Source organism: Actinomadura roseirufa (assembly GCF_900659635.1).
Taxonomy (GTDB): Bacteria; Actinomycetota; Actinomycetes; order Streptosporangiales; family Streptosporangiaceae; genus Spirillospora; species Spirillospora roseirufa.
This window is the reverse complement of the sequence record NZ_CAACVB010000034.1, coordinates 1-23,340: the sequence shown is the minus strand read 5'-3', so window position 1 is coordinate 23,340 and position 23,340 is coordinate 1. Positions and strand designations below refer to the sequence as shown.

The 23,340-nt window shown below is 71.3% G+C and carries 21 protein-coding genes; 9 read left to right on the top strand and 12 right to left on the bottom strand.

From position 1 onward, the window contains the following. The first annotated feature begins 50 nt into the window (after nt 1-50). A complete protein-coding gene (locus E1291_RS10580; protein ID WP_131737572.1) occupies nt 51-245 on the top strand; it encodes a DUF3046 domain-containing protein in 195 nt (64 codons plus the stop codon). Between the two features lie 43 nt (nt 246-288). On the opposite strand, the gene E1291_RS10575 is transcribed toward E1291_RS10580, so the two are convergent. The 4 genes from E1291_RS10575 to E1291_RS10560 all read right to left on the bottom strand — a co-directional run bounded on the left by E1291_RS10575 (nt 289) and on the right by E1291_RS10560 (nt 3,431). After that, a complete protein-coding gene (locus tag E1291_RS10575; RefSeq protein WP_131737571.1) occupies nt 289-750 on the bottom strand; it encodes a DUF350 domain-containing protein in 462 nt (153 codons plus the stop codon). Between the two features lie 61 nt (nt 751-811). After that, nucleotides 812-1,969: a glutathionylspermidine synthase family protein gene (locus E1291_RS10570; RefSeq protein WP_207400665.1), complete on the bottom strand. Its 1,158-nt coding sequence runs from the start codon at nt 1,967-1,969 to the stop codon at nt 812-814. Between the two features lie 4 nt (nt 1,970-1,973). Further along, nucleotides 1,974-2,303 carry a hypothetical protein gene (locus tag E1291_RS10565; protein ID WP_242614065.1) on the bottom strand — a complete coding sequence of 110 codons (330 nt, stop codon included), beginning with the start codon at nt 2,301-2,303 and terminating at the stop codon, nt 1,974-1,976. Between the two features lie 258 nt (nt 2,304-2,561). Continuing rightward, nucleotides 2,562-3,431, bottom strand: a complete 870-nt coding sequence (locus E1291_RS10560) for an ATP-grasp domain-containing protein (RefSeq protein ID WP_131737569.1) — start codon at nt 3,429-3,431, stop codon at nt 2,562-2,564. Nucleotides 3,432-3,673: 242 nt separating this feature from the next. Here E1291_RS10560 and recA point away from each other — a divergent pair, with 242 nt between their 5' ends. From recA to E1291_RS10540, 4 genes are all read left to right on the top strand, one after another. Beyond that, nucleotides 3,674-4,804, top strand: a complete 1,131-nt coding sequence (recA, locus tag E1291_RS10555; protein WP_131737568.1) for a recombinase RecA — start codon at nt 3,674-3,676, stop codon at nt 4,802-4,804. Nucleotides 4,805-4,961: 157 nt separating this feature from the next. Continuing rightward, nucleotides 4,962-5,507, top strand: a complete 546-nt coding sequence (locus E1291_RS10550) for a regulatory protein RecX (RefSeq protein ID WP_131737567.1) — start codon at nt 4,962-4,964, stop codon at nt 5,505-5,507. A 454-nt stretch (nt 5,508-5,961) separates the two neighbouring features. Beyond that, nucleotides 5,962-7,533, top strand: a complete 1,572-nt coding sequence (rny, locus tag E1291_RS10545) for a ribonuclease Y (protein ID WP_131737566.1) — start codon at nt 5,962-5,964, stop codon at nt 7,531-7,533. An 89-nt stretch (nt 7,534-7,622) separates the two neighbouring features. Then, on the top strand, nt 7,623-8,519 hold the full coding sequence (locus E1291_RS10540) for a trypsin-like serine peptidase (RefSeq protein ID WP_165495056.1): 897 nt from the start codon (nt 7,623-7,625) through the stop codon (nt 8,517-8,519). A 95-nt stretch (nt 8,520-8,614) separates the two neighbouring features. Here the strand turns inward: E1291_RS10540 and E1291_RS10535 are convergent, their stop codons facing one another. The 5 genes from E1291_RS10535 to E1291_RS10515 form a co-directional block, all read right to left on the bottom strand. Next, nucleotides 8,615-10,603 carry a dipeptidyl-peptidase 5 gene (locus E1291_RS10535; RefSeq protein ID WP_131737564.1) on the bottom strand — a complete coding sequence of 663 codons (1,989 nt, stop codon included), beginning with the start codon at nt 10,601-10,603 and terminating at the stop codon, nt 8,615-8,617. Nucleotides 10,604-11,003: 400 nt separating this feature from the next. Continuing rightward, nucleotides 11,004-11,990 carry an amino acid ABC transporter permease gene (locus tag E1291_RS10530; RefSeq protein ID WP_131737563.1) on the bottom strand — a complete coding sequence of 329 codons (987 nt, stop codon included), beginning with the start codon at nt 11,988-11,990 and terminating at the stop codon, nt 11,004-11,006. Next, nucleotides 11,987-12,667: an amino acid ABC transporter permease gene (locus tag E1291_RS10525; protein WP_131737562.1), complete on the bottom strand. Its 681-nt coding sequence runs from the start codon at nt 12,665-12,667 to the stop codon at nt 11,987-11,989. The genes E1291_RS10530 and E1291_RS10525 overlap by 4 nt, the downstream gene beginning before the upstream one ends. Before the next feature lie 104 nt (nt 12,668-12,771). Continuing rightward, nucleotides 12,772-13,641, bottom strand: coding sequence for a glutamate ABC transporter substrate-binding protein (locus E1291_RS10520; protein WP_131737561.1), 870 nt, complete (start codon nt 13,639-13,641; stop codon nt 12,772-12,774). Between the two features lie 35 nt (nt 13,642-13,676). Then, nucleotides 13,677-14,399, bottom strand: coding sequence for an amino acid ABC transporter ATP-binding protein (locus E1291_RS10515; RefSeq protein WP_242614067.1), 723 nt, complete (start codon nt 14,397-14,399; stop codon nt 13,677-13,679). A 345-nt stretch (nt 14,400-14,744) separates the two neighbouring features. On the opposite strand from E1291_RS10515, the gene miaB reads away from it, so the two are divergent. Beyond that, on the top strand, nt 14,745-16,289 hold the full coding sequence (gene miaB / locus E1291_RS10510; protein ID WP_207400664.1) for a tRNA (N6-isopentenyl adenosine(37)-C2)-methylthiotransferase MiaB: 1,545 nt from the start codon (nt 14,745-14,747) through the stop codon (nt 16,287-16,289). A gap of 142 nt (nt 16,290-16,431) precedes the next feature. On the opposite strand, the gene E1291_RS10505 is transcribed toward miaB, so the two are convergent. Then, the gene (locus E1291_RS10505) at nt 16,432-16,647 is read right to left on the bottom strand and encodes an antitoxin (RefSeq protein ID WP_131737558.1); all 216 of its coding nucleotides are present in this window, start codon (nt 16,645-16,647) and stop codon (nt 16,432-16,434) included. Between the two features lie 114 nt (nt 16,648-16,761). On the opposite strand from E1291_RS10505, the gene miaA reads away from it, so the two are divergent. Together miaA and dapF are read left to right on the top strand one after the other, a co-directional pair. Further along, the gene (miaA, locus tag E1291_RS10500) at nt 16,762-17,652 is read left to right on the top strand and encodes a tRNA (adenosine(37)-N6)-dimethylallyltransferase MiaA (protein ID WP_131737590.1); all 891 of its coding nucleotides are present in this window, start codon (nt 16,762-16,764) and stop codon (nt 17,650-17,652) included. A gap of 31 nt (nt 17,653-17,683) precedes the next feature. Continuing rightward, nucleotides 17,684-18,556: a diaminopimelate epimerase gene (gene dapF / locus E1291_RS10495; RefSeq protein ID WP_131737557.1), complete on the top strand. Its 873-nt coding sequence runs from the start codon at nt 17,684-17,686 to the stop codon at nt 18,554-18,556. A 264-nt stretch (nt 18,557-18,820) separates the two neighbouring features. On the opposite strand, the gene E1291_RS10490 is transcribed toward dapF, so the two are convergent. Both E1291_RS10490 and E1291_RS10485 read right to left on the bottom strand, forming a co-directional pair. After that, nucleotides 18,821-20,782 carry a sensor histidine kinase gene (locus E1291_RS10490; RefSeq protein WP_131737556.1) on the bottom strand — a complete coding sequence of 654 codons (1,962 nt, stop codon included), beginning with the start codon at nt 20,780-20,782 and terminating at the stop codon, nt 18,821-18,823. Between the two features lie 471 nt (nt 20,783-21,253). Continuing rightward, a complete protein-coding gene (locus tag E1291_RS10485; protein WP_131737555.1) occupies nt 21,254-21,865 on the bottom strand; it encodes a TetR/AcrR family transcriptional regulator in 612 nt (203 codons plus the stop codon). A 370-nt stretch (nt 21,866-22,235) separates the two neighbouring features. Between E1291_RS10485 and E1291_RS10480 the strand changes: the two genes are divergently transcribed. Further along, nucleotides 22,236-23,237 carry an ABC transporter permease gene (locus E1291_RS10480; protein ID WP_131737554.1) on the top strand — a complete coding sequence of 334 codons (1,002 nt, stop codon included), beginning with the start codon at nt 22,236-22,238 and terminating at the stop codon, nt 23,235-23,237. The last annotated feature ends 103 nt before the right edge of the window (nt 23,238-23,340 follow it).

The window sequence follows — 23,340 nt, the reverse complement described above, 5'->3', positions numbered from 1 at the left end:
ACAGAACGCGCACCGGCCGGGCCCCGGCGCGGGTCGGATAGCGTGGTCTCGTGCGGCTCACTGTTTTCTGGGATCGGATGAACCAGCAGTTCGGCGAGGGCTACGCCGAGAGCGTGGCCAAGGACCACGTCATGGCCGCGCTGGGCGGGCGCACGATCGAGCAGGCCCTCGCCGACGGCGAGCCCGCCAAGGAGATCTGGCAGGCCGTCGTCGCCACCTTCGACGTTCCCGCCCGGCTCCGCTAGGCGCGCGGTCCGGCGGGTCCGTTCAGAGGATCGGCACCGCGGGTCAGTACACCGCCACGGCCGTGACGAACCCGATCATGAGATTGGCCACGGCCAGCAGGATCGCCGCGGGCTCCAGCCGGTCGCCGGCGTCGTCGGCCAGCGTCCCGACGCCGATCCCCACCAGCCGGTCGAAGATCATCGTCGCGACCGTCTGCGCGAGGATGCCCACCGCGCCGAACACCAGCGTCCGCGTCAGCCCCTCCGCCAGGTCGCCGCCCGACGCGAAGATCGAGACGGCGACGATCAGCCCGACGCCGACGGTCGCGGCGCAGGCGAGCAGCGTCGCGTTCGGGTTGCGGTGCTCGCGGATCACCGTGATCAGGCGGCCGGGGGTGGCCAGGTCGGTCATGTAGAAGCCGATGATGAACAGCACCAGGCCCACGCCGGAGTAGGCGAAGAGCGCCAGTGTCCCGTCGAGCAGCACCTGGCCGAGGCCGTCATCGTTCGCCGCCACGGTCGTCATGGTTCTCCTTACGAAAACTGCAGGGGGTCGGGGACGGCCGCAGAAAGATCTGCGGCCGGCTCTACAGCGGGACGCGGTGCGGGACGAAGGAGGAGGTGTCGTCGGTGATGAGCCCGGACGTCTCCCGGATGCCGATCCCCGCGGACTCGTCGTGGACGACCCACGCTCCGATCACCGGGTGCTCCCCGTCGAAGTCCGGCAGGGGACAGAACTCCTGGAAGACGAAACCCTCCGCCCCGTAGTCGCCCTCGGTGCGCTGTACGCGGCCGTCCGGGGTGACGATGCGCATGCTCGCGCCCTCGCGTCCCAGCAGCGGCTTCTGCACGTGCGAGGTGAGATCCCCGGGGGTGTTGAGGAACGTGGGCAGCAGGTTCGGGTGCCCTGGGAACAGCTCCCAGAGCAGGACGAGCAGCGCCTTGTTCGAGAGCACCATCTTCCAGATCGGCTCGATCCACGACGTGGGCGCTCCCGGGATGCTCCGCGCGAACGGCTCGGAGACGATCCATTCCCAGGGGTAGAGCTTGCAGAGCGTCCGGATCTCCTGCTCTTCGAGGTCGACGAACCGCTCGCGCGCGGAGTCCCAGCCGATGTCCTCCATGGCGATCGCCACGCCGTTCAGGCCCGCCTCCTCGGCGGTCTCCTGCATGTAGGCGATCGTCATGACCTCCTCGCCGGTCTCGTCGCCGTTCGTCCAGGCGAAGTGCGCCGGGCCGTCCGCCACCCGGGGGACGATCTCCTTCCAGCGGGCCACCAGGCGCTCGTGGATGGAGTTCCACTGGTCGTCGTGCGGATAGACGTCCTGCAGCCAGTACCACTGGACGATGGAACTCTCGACCAGGGCGGTCGGGGTGTCGGCGTTGTACTCCAGCAGCTTGGCCGGCCCGGTCCCGTCGTAACGCAGGTCGAACCGGCCGTACAGGTGCGGGTCCCCGCGCCGCCACGACTCCTCGATCAGCGGCGCCGCCCACTCCGGGATGCCGAGCACCTGGTACCGGCCGGTGGCGACGACGTGCTCCACGACCTGAAGGCACATCCGGTGGAGTTCCTCGACGGTCTCCTCCAGCGCCAGGACCTCGTCCATGTCGAAGACGTAGTGGACGGACTCGTCCCAGTAGGGCCGGGCCAGGTGCTCGGGATGCGCGGTCCTGTGGAAGGCGAGCCCCTGCGCCTCGATCCTCTCGGCCCAGTCGTCCCGGGGCGTCGAACGCATGCGGCGCACCCGGTCAGCCCCCGCTCCGGCCGCCGCCGCCGAAACCGCCGCGGCTCAGCGTGTGCCCGCCGCTCGACTTGACCTTCCCCTTGCTCGGCCGGTACGAGCTGCCGCCCGCCACCGTGCCGTCGGAGCCGCGCCGCCCGCCGTAGTACCAGAAGTACTGGCCGTACGACCTGGACGACCCGTCGATGTCACCGGGGTCGCAGAAGGAGTCGGGCACCGTCCGGTAGCCGCCCTTGCCCACGGCGGGCGCGTTCCGGTCCACGCACCACGCCGTCGTCGATTTGGAGCCGCACGCGACCAGGGTCAGGGACAGGGCGCTCAGCATCCCGACCTTCACGGCTCGCGAGCTGAGCCGGCGAGAGGGCTCCTGTGGGGGCAAGGCGAACACGTCCTTCGAAACGAGACGGCGAAGGCCCGGGAGGTTCCGGACGGCATGGTCAGGCGCCCCGTTGAGCAGGGATCCGGCACGCGCGGGGCAAGCCTAAAGGCGGTCCGAATGAGACGGAAGCCGCCAGGGTTCCGGTTCCGTCACATCCAGGTGGAACCCGGTCGGTGGGGAGCCCAGGCCGCTCTGCCCGGGAGTCCTGGAGGCGGGTCAGTCCGGGACCGGGAGATGCGCGTACAGGTCCATCGCGTCGACCGTCGAGGGCAGGTCGCTGACCTGGCCGTCGCCGACCTCCACCACCCGCCATTCGCCGTCCGTGCGGCGCGCGAGGTCGGTGGTGATGAACCGGCAGCCGAGCGACCGCACGGCGGGCGCGACCGCGTCGAGCTCCGGGTCGGGTTCGATGTCCGGGCTGTCGGGGTGCGGCCCCACCAGCGCGGGCTCCCCGTCCACCCACCACACGCGTGCCTCGCCCGCGCCGTCGTACTGCTCGTACTCGCGGACGACGAGCCCCCCGGCCAGATGGTCGTCCTGGAGCGCGACCATCTTCGCGGCGATGTCGTGGAGCTGTGCCAGGTTCTTGACGTCGGGGACGTAGCAGGCTTCGTCCCACTCGTGCTTGCGCGACTTCACGTAGTCCTTGACCACCCCGGGCCCGCTGGGCAGCGACCGGACGAGCTCGCCCAGCTCTCCCAGGTCACCCGGGTCCTGGCCGGGGCTCAAGGCGCGCCACACGCTGTGGGGGGTCAGCCCCGCGAACGTGTCGTGCCAGCCCGGCAGCTCGTGCGCGCGCCGGTAGTCCTCCGGGTGGGTCAGGAGGACTGTTCCGCGGCGCTTCATGGTGGCGGCCATCGCGGCGTACTCGCCCGCGGTGAGCATCCAGCCGCGGTACCACACGGCGCCCAGGTCCACGGGCACCGCGCGCACCGCCGCGTCCACGTCCCCGCGCCGCAGCGCGTCGTGGTCGATCAGGGCGATCTCGCCGTAGTGGTCCCGCACGGCCGAGGCCTCGCGGGAGAAGTGGGGGTCAACGCGCCGGGGATGGAGCGGATCGACGCAGAAGAGAACGGTCAGCGTCATGATGGAACCCTCCGTGGACGGCGCCAGCGTACGGGGTCCGGACCACGGCGCGCACGGAGATTCCGGTCCAAACCAGGACGCGCGACGATGATCGAACGGATGTTCGGTAAGGTGGTCCGGGCACGCGGCGTCGTCCACAACCGCGTCCGGGGCTCGAAAAGTGTCGGCGGCCCGCCGTAACGTCGCCCTCGACATCGCAAGCAGCGGCAGAGAGCCGACAGTCACGACGAGAAGGACATCTCATGGCAGCGAACGACCGGGAGAAGGCTCTCGAGACCGCACTCGCCCAGATCGAGCGGCAGTTCGGCAAGGGCTCGGTCATGCGGATGGGCGAGGAGGCGCGCGCACCGGTCGAGGTCATCCCCACCGGCGCGATCTCGCTCGACATCGCGCTCGGCATCGGCGGCCTGCCCCGCGGCCGTGTCGTCGAGGTCTACGGCCCGGAGGGCTCCGGCAAGACCTCCATCGCGCTGCACTCGGTGGCCAGCGTGCAGAAGAAGGGCGGCATCGCGGCGTTCGTCGACGCCGAGCACGCCCTCGACCCCGAGTACGCGACCAAACTCGGTGTCGACATCGACGCGCTCCTGGTCTCCCAGCCCGACACCGGCGAGCAGGCCCTGGAGATCACCGACATGCTGATCCGCTCCGGCGCGATCGACATCGTCGTGATCGACTCGGTCGCCGCGCTCGTCCCGCGCGCCGAGATCGAGGGCGAGATGGGCGACAGCCACGTCGGCCTCCAGGCCCGCCTGATGTCCCAGGCCCTGCGCAAGCTCACCGGCGCGATCAACCAGACCAAGACCACCGTCATCTTCATCAACCAGCTCCGCGAGAAGGTCGGCGTCATGTTCGGCTCCCCGGAGACCACCACCGGCGGCCGGGCGCTGAAGTTCTACGCCTCGGTCCGGCTGGACGTGCGCCGCATCGAGACCCTCAAGGACGGCACCGAGGCCGTCGGCAACCGCGTCCGGGTCAAGGTCGTCAAGAACAAGATGGCCCCGCCGTTCCGCGTCGCCGACTTCGACCTGCTCTACGGCCAGGGCATCAGCCGCGAGGGCGGCCTGATCGACCTCGGCGTGGAGCACGGCTTCGTCCGCAAGTCCGGCGCCTGGTACACCTACGACGGCGACCAGCTCGGCCAGGGCAAGGAGAACGCCCGCAACTTCCTCAAGGCCAACCCCGACATGGCGGACGGCATCGAGAAGAAGATCAAGGAGAAGCTGGGCATCGGCCCGAAGGTCGACAAGGAGGCCGAACCCGCGGCCGCCGCCGCGGCGGCCGCGCCGCCGGCCCCGGTCGCCGCCGCGCCCGCCAAGGCCGCTTCCGCCGCCGGGAGGAAGACCACAAAGGCGGTCAAGTCGGGTGATTCCTGACGATGAATCCCTCGATACGGGTGACGCTTGACGATGAGTGAGCGATGATCTCGTGTGTAGGGCGGCGGCGCCTTACCCGGCGCCGGCATGCCGGCGCGCGGACCTTCCCCGACGGCGCCGCCGCTCCCGCGGAGCCGCCCACCCGGCGCGGTCCCCGATGACCCGGCGCCGGGGCGGCTCCGCCGAGCCGCCCGCCGACCCCGAGGCGCGGGCACGGGAGCTGTGCCTGCGCATGCTGACCTCGTCCCCGCGCACCCGCGCCCAGCTCGCCGACGCGCTCCGCCGCCGGGACGTCCCCGACGAGGTGGCCGGCCGCGTCCTGTCCCGCCTCACCGACGTCGGCCTCATCGACGACGAGTCGTTCGCCCGGTCGTGGGTCGAGTCCCGTCACGCCGGCCGTGGGCTGGCCAGGCGGGCGCTCGCGGCCGAGCTGCGGCACCGCGGCGTGGCCGCGGACACCGTCGAGGACGCCGTGGATTCCCTCGACCCGGGCCGGGAGGAGCGCACGGCGCGCGCCCTCGTCGACCGCAGGCTGCCCGCCACCAGCGGCCTCGACCCCGCCAGGCGCATGCGCCGGCTCGTCGGCGTCCTCGCCCGCAAGGGCTACCCTCCGGGCCTCTGCTACCGCGTGGTCAAGGAGGCCCTCGCCGACGAGGGAACCGATCTCGACGACCTCCCCGACGCGGCGCCGCCCGTCGACTGACCCGGGCCGCGCCACGCCGGTGAACGCGGAGCGACACGCCGGGGAATGACGACGCGGCCTGACGCGGGGTTATCCGTCCCTTACTTGGACGGCCTCATAACCTGGCAGGTGGGTGGGGGTGCGGGCGGAACCCGCCCCGGTAAGCAAGGACTCACGTGGTCGTTCGGTTAGTCCGGAATGCCCACGGTTTGCTTGCTCATTACCTCTATGCCGCTTACCGTTACGGCAGTGAGGAGTTACTCCGCGTCTCGCGGATTGCCATACGGCCGAGCACGTTCGAGCAGCTGAGAGGCAGACAGGACCCGTTCGCTGGCCGGATCCGGCCGAGTCACCGGGCGCGCGCGTCGCGTCCCGGCGATGACGTGTACCCAGCCGCAGGGCGGGACGCGAGTAAGTCCTCGCAAGGCAGGGCCCCCACTCCAGGCGGGGCTCGCGGCGAGGAAGGATCTGCCTCATGGAGAGCGTCCTGCTGGGTGCAGCGCTGCTGGTGACCCTGGCCGCTCTCGTCGTCGTCATCTTCTGGCGCCCCGGCGTGCACGGGAAGGCCGCGGCGGAGATGGCCCTGGCCCAGAGCGAGGCGGACGAGGTCAGGGCCCGCGCCAAGCTGGAGGCGCAGGAGGTCCTGGAGAAGGCCGAGACACAGGCGCAGCGGATCGCCGCCTCGGCGCGGGCGGAGCTCGAGGAGGAGAGCCGAACCCTCCGCGAGGACCTGCGGACGCTCCGGGAGGACCTGGAGCGCAGGGAGACCCGGCTGGCGGAGCGGGAACAGCGGCTGGACGGCGAGGTGCGGCGGCTGGAGGAGTGGTCGGGACGGCTAGCGGAGGGCAAGCGGACGCTGGAGGAGCGCAGGCGTGAGCTCGCCGGGGTCGAGGACGAGCGCCGGCGAGTGCTGGAGCGGACCGCCGGGCTCACCGCGGAGCAGGCCAGGGGCGAGCTGGTCACGGCGATCGAGAACCAGGCCAAGCGGGAGGCCATCCCGATCACCCGGGAGATCGAGAACGCCGCGCGGGCCGAGGGCGAGAAGCGCGCGCGGAAGATCGTGACGCTGGCGATCCAGCGCGTCGCGAGCGAGCAGACGGCCGAGTCGGTGGTGTCGGTGCTGCATCTGCCGGGCGACGAGATGAAGGGCCGCATCATCGGCCGCGAGGGACGCAACATCCGGGCGTTCGAGACGACGACGGGCGTCAACCTCATCATCGACGACACGCCCGAGGCGGTGCTGCTGAGCTGCTTCGACCCGGTGCGCCGGGAGGTCGGGAGGCTGACCCTGGAGAAGCTCGTCCTGGACGGGCGCATCCACCCGCAGCGCATCGAGGAGGTCTACGAGCGCAGCAAGAGCGACGTGGAGCAGCTGTGCGTGCGCGCCGGCGAGGACGCCCTCGTCGAGGTGGGCGTCGCCGACATGCACCCGGAGCTCATCGCGCTGCTGGGGCGGCTGAGGTACCGGACCTCCTACGGGCAGAACGTCCTGAAGCACCTGATCGAGTCGGCGCACATCGCCGGGATCATGGCCGCGGAGCTGCGGCTCCCGGTGGAGGCGGCCAAGCGCTGCACGCTCCTGCACGACATCGGCAAGGCCCTCACGCACGAGGTGGAGGGCAGCCACGCGCTGATCGGCGCCGAGATCGCCCGCCGGTACGGCGAGCACGAGGACGTCGTCCACGCGATCGAGGCGCACCACAACGAGGTGGAGGTGCGCACGGTCGAGGCGGTCCTCACCCAGGCGGCGGACGCGGTGAGCGGGAGCCGCCCGGGGGCGCGCCGGGAGTCGCTGGAGGCGTACGTCAAGCGGCTGGAGCGCCTGGAGGAGATCGCAAAGGAGAAGCACGCCGGAGTGGAGAAGGTCTTCGCGATGCAGGCGGGCCGGGAGGTCCGCGTGATGGTCAAACCCGACTCCGTGGACGACATCCAGGCGCAGGTCATCGCCCGTGACATCGCCAAGCAGGTCGAGGACGAGCTGACCTACCCCGGCCAGATCCGGGTCACGGTGGTGCGGGAGTCGCGGGCCATCGAGTTCGCCCGCTGAGCAGTGTGATCGTTCGCGTTGTGGCGGTACGCCGGAGTCGATAGTTTCGGGCGATGCGCAAGGGGCGGATAAGATGGACGGTGGCGGCCGTGACGTCCGCGGGAGCGGTCGCGGCGGGCGCCGGCGCGGTGTGGCTCGCCGGCGACGGGAAGAGCCGCGCGGTGGCCGGCAGCGCGGCGAGCATGAGCGTCAGCGCGGCCGACTCCGACGCCGCGGCCCGGTACTGGACGGCCCGGCGGATGGCTGCGGCGACCCCGGTCGACCAGCGGGCGCAGGCGGCCCCCCGGGGGCTCACCGCTCAGGCGGTGCCGCCGTCGACGGCGTTCGGCGGGGTGCCCACGATCGGCGCGTTGTTCTTCAGCAACGGCAGGGGCGACCACTACTGCACGGCCAGCGTGGTGCAGAGCGCCTCCCAGCGGCTCCTGCTCACCGCGGCCCACTGCATCCACGGCGGTAAGAACGCGGGGTACGCGACCAAGGTCGCCTTCGTTCCCAAGTACGACCGGGGGAAGCGCCCCTACGGGACGTGGACGGCCGGGCTCCTCCTGGTCGACCGCCGCTGGGCGGCGGGGTCCGACGCCGACCTGGACTTCGGGTTCATCGCGCTCAACCCGCTGAAGGGCCGGAAGATCCAGAGCGTGGTGGGGTACAACAGGCTCGCGGTCGGCCAGGGGGTGGGCAGGACGGTGAACGTCTCGGGCTACCCGAAGATCGCCTACGACTCGCGGGACCATCCGATCTACTGCCGCACGAAGACCGCCCGGCAGTCGAGGTACCAGATCCGCATGGACTGCGCCGGCTTCTACGGCGGGACGAGCGGGAGCCCCTGGCTGCTGAACTACGACGGCCGGACCAGGACCGGGTCCGTCAACGGCGTCATCGGGGGATACCAGGGCGGCGGCAGCACCGCGTCGCGCTCGTACTCGCCCTACTTCGACGGTGACGTCACCAAGCTCCGCGCAGCGGCCGACGACCGCGCGAGATAGCGGCGGCGTCCCGCGGAGACCCCGGGGCGCGCGGGACCGGCCCGCGGTCCGTCAACGGGAGCGTTCGCCCTCCCGCTGACGGGCGCGCGGTGCGATCAGCCGACCGTGAGGTCGATGGGGTCGACGCCGCGCGGCTCGAACCCGAGGGTCTGGCCGTAGAACGCCAGCTCCGCCTCCAGGCAGGCGATGACCGTGCCGGCCTTGCGGAAGCCGTGCGACTCGCCCTCGAACGTGAGGTAGGCGTAGGGCGTCTTCTTCTCGGCCAGCGCCACCGCGAAGCGCTCCGACTGCTCGGGCGGGACCACCGGGTCGTCCACGCCCTGCAGGAGCAGGACGGGGCACGCCGTCTTGTCGGCGTGGTTGAGCGGCGAGCGCTCCTCGTAGGCGCGTTCGAACCCGGGCAGCGGGCCGATCAGGCCGAAGAGGTAGTGCGACTCGAAATCGTGCGTGGCCCCGGCGAAGGTGTGCAGGTCGCTGACGCCGTAGTAGGACGTGGCGGCCTTGAACACGTCCGTCCGCGTGATCGCGGCGAGCGTGGTCCAGCCGCCCGCGGAGCCGCCGCGGATGGCGAGCCGCGCGGGGTCGGCGATGCCCCCGTCGACGAGGGCGCGCGCGGCGGCGACGGCGTCCTCGACGTCCACCACGCCCCACTGGCGGCGCAGCCGCTCGCGGTAGGCGCGCCCGTAACCGGCGGAACCGCCGTAGTTGACGTCCACGACGCCGATGCCGCGGCTGGTGAAGTACGCCCGCTCCAGACTGAGGACCGGGGACACGCGGCTGGTGGGGCCGCCGTGCACGAACACCACGTACGGGGGCAGTTCCCCTTCGGGGGCCGCGGCCTCCGGGTTGGCCGGGGGGAAGACGTAGGCGTACACCGGCCGCCCGAACGGCCCTTCGAGCCGCTCGGCGCGCGGCGTGGACAGGTACCCGGCCTCGGGGATCCGGGGCAGCTCGCGGCGCAGCCCCTCGGCGCGGCCGGTGGCGGTGTCGACCCGCACCACCGACGGCGGGACGTCCGGGCCGCCGCCGATGCCGACGACGGTGGTGCCGTCGGCCGACAGCTGGGTCAGCCAGTGCGCGTAGGGCACCTCGAGGTCGACGAGGTCCAGCGTCTCCGGGTCGTAGATCCCGAGGCGCAGGTCGCCCTCGCCGTGCAGCACCGCCAGGCGCCCGTCGCCGAGCAGCGCGTAGGGCATCCCGCCGAGCTGCCACAGCGGGCCGGCGAACTCCTCCTCGGCGGGGTACAGCGCCTGCGGGGACTCGCCGTGCAGGCCGACCTGGTAGATGTTCCACCAGCCGGGCCAGTCGGAGATGACGTAGAGGGACTCCTCGTCGCGCCACAGCGGCGCCACGACCGACTCGGTGAGACCGCCCTTGACCGTGCGGGGGGCGACCGTCCTGCCCTCCTCGATCGCGGCCACGCGCAGCTCGGTGCCGTCCCAGGGCATGCGGGGGTGGTTCCACTGCACCCACGCCAGGTGCCCGCCGCCGGGCGAGGGGGCCGGGCTCGCGTAGAAGTGCGCGCCGGTGACGAGCTCGCGGATCGCGCCCGCGTCCTCGGCGGCGCTGCCGTCCAGGGGGACGGCGACGATGGCGCGCCGGATGCCGGTGGCGCCCTCACCGGCCTCGGGATCGGCGATGTGGCCCTCGCACACGCACCAGATCTCGGTGCCGTCGGGCGACAGCACGTAGTCGGCGTACCGCAGCCCGGCCCGGACGGCCGGTTCCGGGGTCAGCGGGTAGGGCTTGGAGTCGCCCTCGTCGAGCCGGTGCAGCCGCTGGTCCTCGTAGTTGGAGAACACGATCGAGGTGCCCGCGCCGGTTCTGATCTGCAGATACGACCGCCCGCCGTACTCGTGCACGCGCGTCCGGGCGTCCCAGGGCGCCGCGAGCAGCTCGGTGCGACGGCCTCCCTTGAGATGGACGACCGTGGTCCGGCCGCCCTCCTCGGGGCGGCTCTCCTGCCACCAAACGTCATCACCCGCGACAGTGGGAAAACTAAGGCGCAGCCGGGCGCGGGCGACATCGGCGGCAGAGATGGGTGAAGGCCAGGAGCCGTAGGGGAGGGTCGCACGAGCGGTCATACCAGGAATCGTCCCGCATACAGGGATCGGTTGGGGCCATGACGGGCGCTTTGACTTCGGAAAGATACACGGCGGTCGCCAGGGGACCCACGGGTAACAACAGGTCGGAGGCGTTCCGCGGAACCACCTGGGCCTTCCCCGGCCGCGTCCGGCGGCGGGGTGCGCGCCCGCGTGGGGGCGCGGCTCTGAACGCCGCTCTGAACGCCTCGCGGACCGAGGGGCGGGGCGATTGCGTGCTCGAACGCTCACGGCGCGTCGGTGGTTCTCTCAGCGGTGCTCTCGGGGATGCGTGCGATGCTCGCCGCGCCGCCGCCGCACACGAAGGGCGCCGCCGGATCTCCCGGCGGCGCCCAGCGTGTCAGATGTCGCTTTAGCCGCGAATGTGTCGAACGTAACGGTCTCAGAGCGTCCCGGGGCCGGCCGCCATGCCCGGCGCGGGCGGGGCGCCGACCCCGCCGCCCATCGTCGCGGCCGAGGTCTTGCGGCTGCGCCTGCCGCGCCCCTCCAGCCAGGTCGCGAACCGGCTCACCGACATGTTGATCGCGATGTAGATGACCGCGACGACGAGGCCCGCCTGGAGCTTGTTGTTGTCGTAGTTGGCGGGGACCTGCTTGAAGCCGGCCTGCAGCAGCTCGGAGTAGGCGATGATGAACCCGAGCGCGGTGTCCTTCAGCAGGACCACGAGCTGGCTGACGATCGCCGGCATCATCATCGTGATGGCCTGCGGCAGCAGGACCAGCCGCATGACTCCGTTCTTGCGCAGCCCGATCGAGTACGCGGCCTCCGACTGCCCCTTGGGAATCGACAGGACGCCCGCGCGCACCACCTCGGCCAGCACCGAGCCGTTGTACATCACCAGGCCGAACACGACCGCGGCGAACGCCGGGACGGTGATGGTCCCGGCGTTGATCTCCACACCGAAGATCGAGAAGAAGTTGTCCACGAGCAGGCGCTGGAAGGTGCCGAGCGAGGAATCGGCGATGGTCGGGCTGATCTTGTTGGGCACGAAGAACGCGAGGAAGATCAGGATCAGCAGCGGGATCGCGCGGAAGAACTCCACCACGACCGCGGCGGGAATCCGGATCCACCGGTGGTCCGACAGCCGCGCCAGGCCGAACACCATGCCGAACAGCACGGCGAGCACCGAGGCGACGGCCGCCGCCTTCAGCGTGTCCCACAGGCCCGGCAGGATGAGGCCGTCCCACACCTCCCACTTCAGGAACGGGCTCCAGAGCCTGCCCTCGAACTGGCCCCGCTCGTTGAAACGCCAGACGAGCGCGGCGAGGACCGCGAGGAACACCGCCGACGCGACGACGGTCGCGATCCGGTGCCGCGCCCGCGCCCGCGGCCCGGGGGCGTCGAACAGGACGGTCGCCTCGTCGCTCATCGCGCCACCGCCATCCGCTTGTGGAGCCAGCCGAAGAAGAACCCGGTCGGCAGTGTGAGGATCATGAACCCGGCGGCCACGCCGATGAACAGGGGGAGCGCCCCGCTGGTGAAGGACGGCAGGTCCAGCAGGTCCTTCATCTTGGTCGCCGCCTCGGCGTAGCCCGCCGCGGCCGCCACCGTCGTGTTCTTGATCATCCCGATGAGGACGCTGCCGAGCGGGGCGAGGACCGCGCGGAACGCCTGCGGCAGAATGATCATGCGCAGCGACTGGCCGAAGGTCAGCCCGATGGAGCGCGCCGCCTCGGCCTGCCCCAGCGGCACGGTGTTGACGCCGGCGCGCAGCGCCTCGCAGACGAACGCCGCCGTGTACCCGGACAGCCCGAGCACCGCCCACCAGTAGTAGGTGCTGTTCGACTCGCTGAACTTCAGGGCCAGTTCGTCGTTGAGGCCGAGGCTGCACATCAGGAGCACGAGCGTCAGCGGCGTGTTGCGCAGCACGTTGACGTACACCGTCCCGAAGGTGCGCAGGACGGGCACCGGGGAGACGCGGAAGCTCACCAGGATCGTCCCGAAGAGCATCGAGAGCACCGCCGCGACCGCGGCCAGGCGCACGGTCGCCCAGAAGCCTTCGAGGATCTGGTCGATGTTGTCGAAGAAGGGGCCGAAGTCAAACATTGAGTAGCTGCTCCATGGCGTTCCAGCGGTTAGGGGCCATGCCGGCGTACTCCCCGGCCACGTGCCTGCGGGGAGCGCGCCGGCGCGGCCTGCTCAGCCTCGGATCAGGCGCAGCCTTCCATCTGCGGGACGGTCGTCGTCGGCGTCAGTCCCGTGCCCGAGAAGTGCTTCTCCAGCAGGGTCTTGGCGGTGCCGTCGGAGTACATCTGCGTGATGGCCAGGTTGACGGCCTCGCAGGTCTCCTTGTCGCCCTTCTTGATGCCGACGCCGTACTTCTCGTCGGTGAAGGGCGCGCTGATGACCTTGAAGGAGCCCTTCTGCTGGTTGGCGAAGCCGGCCAGGATCAGGTCGTCGGTGCTGACCGCGTCGACCGCGCCGTTCTTGAGCTTGGCGGCGCAGTCGGAGTAGCTCGCCGCCTCGACCAGCGTGACGCCGCCGATGGCGAGCTTGCCGTCCGGCGGGCCCTCGGTGATGCGGCGGAAGGAGTTGGACCCGGCCGCCTTGCACAGCTTCTTGCCCTTGAGGTCCTGGGGCTTCTTGATGGAGGTGTTGTCGGCCTTCACCATCGTGTCCTGGTGGGCGACGTAGTACGGACCCCCGAAGGTGATCTGCTTCTTGCGGGCGTCGGTGATGGAGTAGGTGGCGATGACGAGGTCCACCTGGCCGCCGCCGAGGAAGGACTCGCGGTTCGCCGACGTCGTCTCCTTGAAGGTGACGCCGCTCTCGGGCACGCCCAGCTTCTGGGCGATGTACTTGGCGACGTCCACGTCGAAGCCGTCGAAGGTGCCGTCGGGCTTCTTCAGCCCGAGCGCCGGCTGGTCGAACTTGATCCCGATGGTCAGCTTCTTGTCGTCCTTGGCCTTCTGGACGACCGTCTTGGCCTCGGTCTTCTCGGTGTCGCTGCCGCAGGCACTGAGCGCCAGGGACAGCGCCATCCCCGCGCCGACGAGGGCGCCGAAACGACGTGCTCGCATGCTCGTTACCTCTTTCCTGCCGGAGCCCCGCCGGCTCAGTGGGTGAGGATCTTGGAAAGGAAGTCCTTGGCGCGGTCGGTGCGCGCGTTGGTGAAGAACTCGTCGGGCGTGTTCTCCTCCACGATCTGGCCGTCCGCCATGAACACGACCTTCTGGGCCGCCCGGCGGGCGAAGCCCATCTCGTGGGTCACCACGATCATCGTCATGCCGTCCCTGGCCAGCCCGGTCATGACGTCCAGGACCTCGTTGACCATCTCCGGGTCCAGCGCCGAGGTGGGCTCGTCGAACAGCATCACCTTGGGCTTCATCGCGAGGGAGCGTGCGATGGCGGCGCGCTGCTGCTGCCCGCCGGACAACTGCACGGGGTACTTCTGGGCCTGGTCGGCGATGCCGACGCGGTCCAGCAGCTCCAGCGCGTGCTTCTCCGACTCGGCCCTGCCCTGCTTGCGGACCTTGATCGGCCCGAGCGTGACGTTCTCCAGGATGGTCTTGTGGGCGAACAGGTTGAACGACTGGAACACCATGCCGACGTCGGCGCGCAGCCTCGCCAGTTCCTTGCCCTCCTTGGGCAGCTCCCTGCCGTCGACCAGGATCGTGCCGCCGTCGATGGGCTCCAGCCGGTTGATCGAGCGGCACAGGGTGGACTTGCCGCCGCCCGAGGGGCCGATGACGACGACGACCTCGCCACGGTTCACCGTGAGGTTGATGTCCTTGAGGACGTGCAGCTCGCCGAAGTGCTTGTCGACGTGCTCGACCACGACGAGGGGCCCGGCGCCCGGGATCGCGTCCTGCGGCCCGCCGCCCGTGGCGGGTTCGGGCTCGCCTTCGCTGTCCGTCATGCGCCCGGACTTTACGTCATCGACATCGACCGGCAAGCCTCCGCGCGGTACCGATACGATCACGAAAACCCATGTCGGCGGGGGTGTTCGGGCCCCTGGTGATAACAGTCGCGGCGTCCGGGATGAAGGGTGTTCACCCGTTTCGTAACTCGCCGGTAACCTTATGGTGATCATGGTGCGGCGGATGCGGTCCGGGGCGCCGTCCGCGGCGGCCTTCGATCATGTCGGGCGGACCGTGCCCGGCGCGTACCCTTGATGACTGTCATGAGTGCGCCTATCGAGACCGGCCCCCGCACGTACGAGATCCGTACCTACGGGTGCCAGATGAACGTCCACGACTCCGAGCGGCTGTCCGGGCTCCTGGAATCGGCAGGGTACGTCCGCGCCGGAGACACCGAACCCGACGTGGTGGTGTTCAACACCTGCGCCGTCCGGGAGAACGCCGACAACCGCCTTTACGGCAACCTCGGTCACCTGCGTCCCGTCAAGGACGGTCACCCCGGCATGCAGATCGCCGTGGGCGGATGCCTCGCGCAGAAGGACCGCGACACCATCGTCAAGCGTGCGCCGTGGGTGGACGTGGTGTTCGGCACCCACAACATCGGCTCGCTTCCCGCCCTGCTGGAGCGCTCGCGCGTCCAGAGCGAGGCGCAGGTCGAGATCGAAGAGTCGCTGGTGACCTTCCCCTCGACGCTGCCCACCCGGCGGGAGTCGCCCTACGCGGCATGGGTCTCGATCTCGGTCGGCTGCAACAACACCTGTACCTTCTGCATCGTCCCCTCTCTGCGAGGCAAGGAGAAGGACCGCCGCCCGGGCGAGATCCTCGCCGAGGTGGAGGCGCTCGTCGCCGAGGGCGTGCTCGAGGTGACCCTGCTCGGGCAGAACGTCAACGCCTACGGCTCGGGCTTCGGCGCGCTCGCCGCGGCCCCCGAGGAGGTCCGGGCGATGACCGCGGGCGGCCAGTCCGCGTTCGCGGGTCTCCTGCGCGCCTGCGGGCAGGTCGAGGGCCTGGAGCGCGTCCGGTTCACCTCGCCGCACCCCAAGGACTTCACCGACGACGTCATCGCCGCCATGGCCGAGACGCCGAACGTGACACCGTCGCTGCACATGCCCTTGCAGTCCGGGTCGGACGCGGTGCTGCGCGCCATGCGCCGCTCCTACCGGCAGGAGCGCTACCTCGGGATCATCGAGAAGGTCCGGGCCGCGATCCCGGACGCCGCGATCACGACGGACATCATCGTGGGCTTCCCGGGCGAGACCGACGCGGACTTCGAGCAGACCCTGCACGTGGTGCGCGAGGCCCGGTTCAGCTCGGCCTTCACGTTCCAGTACTCCAAGCGTCCCGGCACCCCGGCCGCGACCATGGACGGGCAGCTCCCGAAGGAGGTCGTCCAGGAGCGCTACGAGCGGCTCGTCGCGCTCCAGGAGGAGATCTCCTGGGCGGAGAACAAGAAGCAGCTCGGCCGCACCCTGGAGGTCCTGGTCGCCGAGGGCGAGGGCCGCAAGGACGGCGAGACCCGCCGCCTGTCGGGCCGTGCCGCCGACAACCGCCTGGTCCATTTCCGGGCGCCGGCCGAGCCGGTCCGGCCCGGTGACATGGTCACCGTGGAGGTCACCTACGCGGCGCCGCACCATCTGGTCGCGGACAAGCCGGTCGAGGCCGTCCGGCGCACCCGCGCCGGAGACGCGTGGGAGGCGCGCCAGGGCGGGGGCGGCGCCGGGGCCAAGGGTGTTTCGCTGGGCATGCCCTCCATCGGGCGCCCGGCCGCACAGGCGGCTGTGGCGCCGGGCTGCTCGACCCCTTCCTGAGGTCCGGCGGCGGGTACGCGGTGCTCGCCCTGCGGAAAGGAAGGGGCCGGGCCGAGGGGCGGGACGCCGATGTCGGCGGCGGTGAACCCGCGTCCGCCCCCCTGCGGCCCGCCGGGCTGATGCGGTGTAGGGGCGCGCTGGATCAGTGGGGCTGGTTGGGACCGGGCGTGCCGCCGCCGGCGTCGCCCTCACCGCTCCTGTCGATGAAGTCGTCGGCCTTCTCCTGGGCCTGGTCGACCTTGTCGGCGTACTTCCCGCCGGTCTTCTGGTCGAACTTGTCCCCACCCTTGTCCACGGCGTGCTTGGCCTTGTCAGAGTGCTGGCCGAGCATCTGCTTGACCTTGTCGACGATGGACATTCGTTCTCCCCCCGGATCCCTCGTGCCGATGGCGCCACGCGACTTCGCACGGCACCCGTACAACCGGGCTATACCCGTTCTGTTGCCACAATTAAGCCTGTGACGTCTCCAGATGTGATCGCGGTCGTCGGGGCGACCGCCGCCGGCAAGTCCGACCTCGCCGTGGACCTGGCCCTCCGCCTGGACGGTGAGGCGGTGAACGCCGACTCGATGCAGCTCTACCGCGGAATGGACATCGGCACGGCCAAGCTCGACGTCCAGGAGATGCGCGGGGTTCCTCACCACCTCCTGGACGTCTGGGACGTGACGGTCACGGCGAGCGTGGCCGAGTACCAGAGGCTCAGCGCCGAGGCGATCGCCGGTATACGGGCCCGGGACCGGGTTCCGGTCCTCGTCGGCGGTTCAGGGCTCTACGTGCGGGCGGCACTCGACCACCTGGAGTTTCCGGGGACGGATCCCGCCGTGCGCGCGCGCCTGGAGGAGGAACTGGCGCGGACGGGCCCCGGTGCGCTCCATGAACGGCTGCGCGGCCTGGATCCGGCGGCGGCGGAGGCGATCCTGCCGAGCAACGGCCGCCGCATCGTCCGGGCACTGGAGGTCATCGAGATCTCCGGCCGCCCCTTCACGGCGACCATGCCCGAGCACAGGTACCGCTACGACGCGGTCGTGCAGATCGGGTTGAACGTGCCGCGAGCCGTACTGGACGAACGGATAGCCCTGCGCGTGGACCGGATGTGGGACGCGGGCCTCGTGGACGAGGTCAGGGCCCTGGAGAAAAGGGGCCTGCGCGACGGCGTGACCGCCGGTCGCGCGCTCGGGTACGCGCAGGTGCTCCGGTATCTGGCGGGGGAGTGGACGCAGGAGGAGGCCAAGGCGGACACCGTCCGGACGACCCGCCGCTTCGCCCGCCGCCAGGAGTCGTGGTTCCGCCGCGACCCACGGGTCCAGTGGCTGCCCCACGATGCCCCTGACCTGCTGGAGCGGGCCCTGGAGCCGCTCCGCTGAGACCACCTGGGCCAGGCAATACGATCGAGGTATGCGGTTTGTGAAGGGGCACGGCACCGAGAACGACTTCGTGATCCTGCCCGACCCGGACGGCGCCCTCGATCTCACGCCGGAGGCCGTGCGGCGGCTGTGCGACCGGCGGGCGGGAATCGGCGCCGACGGCGTCCTGCGCGTCGTCCGGGCCAAGGCGGCGGGCCTGGAGACGGGCAGTGGGACGGGCAGTGGGCCGACCGGGGCGGCGGGCGCGGGCCTGGCGGACGCCGAATGGTTCATGGACTATCGCAACGCCGACGGCGGCGTCGCCGAGATGTGCGGGAACGGGCTGCGGGTCTTCGCCCGCTACCTGGTCGAGGCCGGCCTCGCCCCGCCCGGCGAGTGGGACGTCGCCACGCGCGCGGGGGCGCGGCGCGTGTCGCTGGGCGCGTCCGGCGACGTGAGCGTGGACATGGGCCCGCCCCGGCTGCTCGGCCCGGGCGAGGCGTCCATGGCGGGCAGGTCGTTCCCGGGGACGGGCGTCTCGATGGGGAACCCCCACCTGGCCTGCGCGGTGGAGGAGCCCGTCGCGGCGCTCGACCTGTCGCGCGCCCCGGGCTTCGACCCGGTGGCCTTTCCGGACGGGGTCAACATCGAGTTCTACCGGCCGGTCGGCGAACGGCACCTGGAGATGCGGGTGTACGAGCGCGGCTCCGGCGAGACGAGGTCCTGCGGAACCGGGACCGTCGCCGTCGCCGCGGCGGCCGCCGCGCAGGCCCGGGGCACGGGCGGCGACGCCCTGCCCGAGGGGGAGTGGACCGTCGATGTTCCCGGTGGACGCGTGACGGTGACCCTCGACAGCGGGACGAGCCGTCTGAAGGGCCCGGCCGTCCTGGTCGCCGAGGGCGAGACCCGTCCCGGCTGGATCTGAGCGCCCCCTTACGACCTGCGATTCGACCGAAATTCCGGCGGTCCCGGATCGAACGGGACTACTGTCCCTCTCCAACGGGACCCGGAGCGGCATAACTTTCTTCTTGCACACCCTCTGGTGAATGGCCCGTATGGACCGGGATGGGAGCCCCGGCGCCGTGCGGAGCCCGAGGGCCGGTGGCGACCTTCTTGGCGGGGGGCGGTCACCGGCCCTCCCACCGGGTGGCCCGGCCGAGTTCCCACGGGTACGGCGGCGAAAGTGCCGCTACAGATGGGCTCCGTTGACGGGCAGCCGGGCGCGCACCAGGGTGCCGCCCCTGGGCCCCGGGCCCACGGTGCAGGAACCGCCCAGCTCGGCCGCGCGCTCGCGCATGGAGGACATGCCGATTCCGGAGCGCAACCGTGAAGGCAGCCCCACCCCGTCGTCGTTCACGGTGACGTGCAGGTCGCCGTTCAGGTAAAGCCGGACCTCCGCGCAGTCGGCCTTCGCGTGCCGGTGCACGTTGGTGAGGGCCTCCTGCACGATCCGGTACGCCGCGACCTCGGCGGCGGCGGGCAGCCGCTCCAGGTCGCCCTCCACGTGCACGTCCACCTTGGGGCCGTCGCCCGTCGCGACGACGCCGCCGAGCGCCTGGATGGCCCCGGCCAAGCCCAGGTCGTCCAGCGCGGGCGGGCGCAGCCCGTAGACCAGCTCGCGGATGTCGCCGATGGTCCGGCCCATCGTCGCGCGCAGGTTCTCCAGCAGCGCGTCCACGGCCGCCGGGTCGGTCTTCAGCGTGATGCGCGCCGCGTCCACCGTCATGGCGAGGCTGGCCAGCGTCGGGCCGAGCCCGTCGTGCAGGTCGCGGCGCAGCCGCCGCCGCTCCTCCTCCCGGGTGCGCAGGATGTGCTCGCGGGAGCGCTGCACGTCCGCGGCGAGCCGCGCCGCGTTGGCCAGTTCCGCCAGGTTGCGGGCGAGGATGCCGGACAGGCGCGCGTCGGGCGGCCGGGTGACGCCGAACAGCAGCCGGCCCACCGGCTCGCCGTGCCACACCAGCGGGATCAGCTGGGGCCGGTCGCCGAGCAGGCCGTCCTCGGCCGCGATCGTCCGGCCGTCCCGGTCCAGCACCTCGATCATGACGCCGGTGGCGTGCAGCGCCGAGCGCGCCACCTCGGCGGCGACGGCGAGCGCGGCGCCCGGGTCGGCGGCGGTCTGCAGCCGCCGGTTGAGCCGGTCGGCGATCCGGTAGGGGTCGCGCTCGCCGTGGATCAGCCCGTCCACGGCGCGCTGGAGCCGCCGCCTGACCGGCTCGAACACCGCGCCGGCCGCGACGGCCCCGGCGAGCCCGGCGAGCGTGCCGCGGCCGTGCGCCAGCAGGCTGGCGGCGCCGACCAGCGCGAAGTACACGCCGGTGATGACCACGACGAGGCCGGCGTACACCAGCGTCCGGCTGACCACGAGGTCGATGTCGTACAGCCGGTAGCGGGTGATGGCGATCGCGATGCAGATCGGCACCGCGGCGATCGTCACGTTGCGGACCGGGTCGCCGATCCGGCTGTTCTCCCCGATGTAGATGATCGCCTGGGCCAGCACGCCCGGGTAGACGACCCAGGCGATCTGACGCCGGACGTCCGGGGGCGACCGCACGAACCGGACGATGATCGACACCAGCCCGCCGAGCAGCGTGGCGATGATGAGCGCGCTGATCGGCACGGGGATGTCCTGGAAGGGGTAGACCGAGACCCCGTTGTGGAAGCTCCGGGCGTCCGGGTCGATCGTGAGGTGCACGCACACGACGACCGGGACGAGGCAGGCCATGAGCAGGACGGGCCGGTACCAGCGCGACACCAGCCGCCCGTCCGGGAAGATCAGTGGCAGGACGAGCGTCAGGGCGTAGGTGTCGATCGCCCAGAGCCAGGTGCCGAGCCAGGTGAGGAACCCGGCCCCCGCCCAGTGGTGCAGCTCGAACCAGGGGCCCAGGTTGAGGACCAGGATGTACACGGCCGCGCTGCAGCCGGACCCGAGCATGAGCCAGCCGACGCGCAGGCCCGGCCGGTGGCGCAGCAGGACCGCGCCGCCCGGTGCCCAGAAGAGCGCGATGACGATCTCCGGGTGCCACCAGACCAGGCGCCGCCCGGCGGGCACCCAGGCGCCCAGCACCAGTGACGCCGCGACGGTCAGGACAGCCGCGAGGGCCAGCAGGAACGCCGCGCGTCCCACCCTGCGGTCGTGTTCCACCGTCTCCATGGTGTGCTCCCGGGGGACTCAAAGGTAATGAAATGTTAAAACGTCCTGCTCCCCGCCCTGGTGCACAGGGGCGTCCGCCTCAGGACACGGGGACCCCACGCTGCGGAAACGCGACTTCGACGCGGATCCGCCGCGCGTGTCGCGATGGTAACCGCGGAAGCGGACGGAGAGAACCAGATGGGACTACCTGGACGGACGGGACGAACAGGACGGATGTGGTCCGGATCCGGATCCGGGCGCGCGCCGGCGACCGGCCACCGGCTGATCGGCACGGGCGACGGGCAACGGACAACGGACAACGGGCACACCTTCACGACAAGCGACACACTCACGCCGTAGGACGCCCAACGGGCCCGCAACGTGCACACGTATCCCAGAAGTCACGTGAATAACCGGGGGAACGCGGTCTGTGAGGTGAGATCCCCTGTTTCGGGCGTGGTTGAAACCCGAAGTATCGGGGTGGTCCAGGGGTCAGGGCAGGAGCGTCAGCACGCTGTCGCGCGACAGCGCTCTGATCCCGCGTTGGAGCTCCTCCGGCGTGACGTCCCCCAGCAGGAGGCGCTGCAGGACGAAGCCGGGCATGAGGCCGAGCAACGTCTTGCCCGCGGCGTCGATGTCCGCATCCGGCGGGAGCAGCCCGGCCGCGATGAGGCGGCGCATGTAGGACCTCCACGTGTCCCGGAGGCTGCGCAGGTTGTCCGCCACGTAGCGGCGGAGTTCGGGATCGTGCATCGCGAGGCCCCAGGTCTGGGGTGCGAGGCGCATCGGGCCGTCCTCGCCGGAGAGGGCGACGACCCTCCTGGCGAGCTGCAGGACCATCTCGTCCAGGGAGGGGAGCGGGTCGCGGGCGGCGAGGTCGGCGAAGAAGGTGTGGAGGTCGCCGATCGCCGTGGAGGTGACGGCCTCGATGATCTCGTTCTTGCTCGTGAAGTACCGGTACACGGCCCCGGCCGAGAGCCCGGACTGAGCGAAGATGTCCTGCATCGACGTCTCGTTGACGCCCTTGCGGACGAAGCAGGCGTGCGCCGCGTCGAGGATCTGCCGGCGGCGCCGTTCGAGGTGCTCTTCGCTGACCCTGGGCATGGCGCCAACATAAAACGAACGTCCGTTCCGGACAAGTTCCCCGCTCCTTGAAGGAACGAACATCCGCTTTCTGAGGGCGTCCCTGGGGCTCTCCCGGGCCCCTCCCCCTCGGCGCCTCCGGACCGCGAGCGGGGCGGAGGGGAAGCGAGAGGCGGCCCTCGTGTGACGAAGCCCGAGGTCGCATCCGGCCCCGGGACGTGGCGAGCCGGTCTTTCGCTGCCCACCGTCCGGCCAGGTCTTTATGGCGCCGCGGGTAGACCGGCTTCTGTTTCGGCGGACCGTCAAAGGGGCGCTCCCCGGCGTTTCTGCGCGCGGAACGTGAACGATCAGTAGCATCCTGTGATTGTTCTCAGCGCCGGGGAGGGGGGACATGGCGGCGTTCCTGCTGCGCCGGCTTTCGGGGTACCTCGTGCTGGCCGTCCTCGCCGCGAGCCTCGCCTACCTGCTCGCGGCGACCGCGCTCCGGCCGCGCTCCAACTTCGACGGGCGCATCCCACGCCCGCCCGAGGCCGTCATCGAGGCGCACCTCGCCCGGCTCAACCTCGACGACCGGGCGCCGCTGGCCGAGCGCTACGGCACCTGGGCCGCGGGCGTGGCGCGCGGAGACTTCGGCCGCACCTGGGAGGACAGGCCCGTCAACGCCGAGTTGTGGCGGCGCCTCGGCGTGAGCCTCCGCCTGATCCCGCTCGGCGCCCTCCTGGGCGGCGTCCTGGGCGTGCTGCTCGGCGCCTACGCGGCCGTCAGGCACGGTCGCGCCGCGGACCGGCTCATCACGTTCACCTCCTGCCTGCTCCTGGCCGTGCCGGTGTTCGTCCTGGCGGTGCTGCTGCAGATGGTCGCGAGCAAGGTCAACGAGATGACCGGGGTGCGCCTGTTCGAGTGGGTCGGCGAGTCCGGCCCCGGAGCGTCCGACGGGCCGTTCGGCGTGCTGGGCGCCCTCGGCGACCGGGCCCGCCACCTGCTGCTCCCGACCGCCACGATCGCCCTTGCCCAGCTGGCCCTGTACAGCCGCTACCAGCGCGGGCTGATGCTGGACGTGCTGCACGCCGACTTCGTGCGCACCGCCCGGGCCAAGGGGCTCCGCCGCCGGGACGCGCTGCTGCGGCACGGGCTGCGCACGGCGCTGATCCCCATGACCACGTACTTCGCCTACGCCTTCGGGCTGCTCCTCCTCGGCGCCATGTTCACCGAGAAGCTCTTCGGCTGGCACGGGATGGGCGAATGGCTCGTCGACGCCATCACCCAGGGCGACGTCAACGTGGTCGCGGCCGTCGACTGCGTCGCCGTGTGCGCGGTCCTGCTGGCCGGCCTCGCGTCGGATCTCGTCTACGGGATCCTCGACCCCCGCGTCCGGACGGGGCCGCGCCCATGACCGCGGACCTGGTGACGTGCGCGTCCGGGCACGACCCGTCCGATGGTCCCGGCGGCCGGCGGGCCGGTCCGGCGCGCCGGACCGCCCGGTCGCGGGCGGCGGG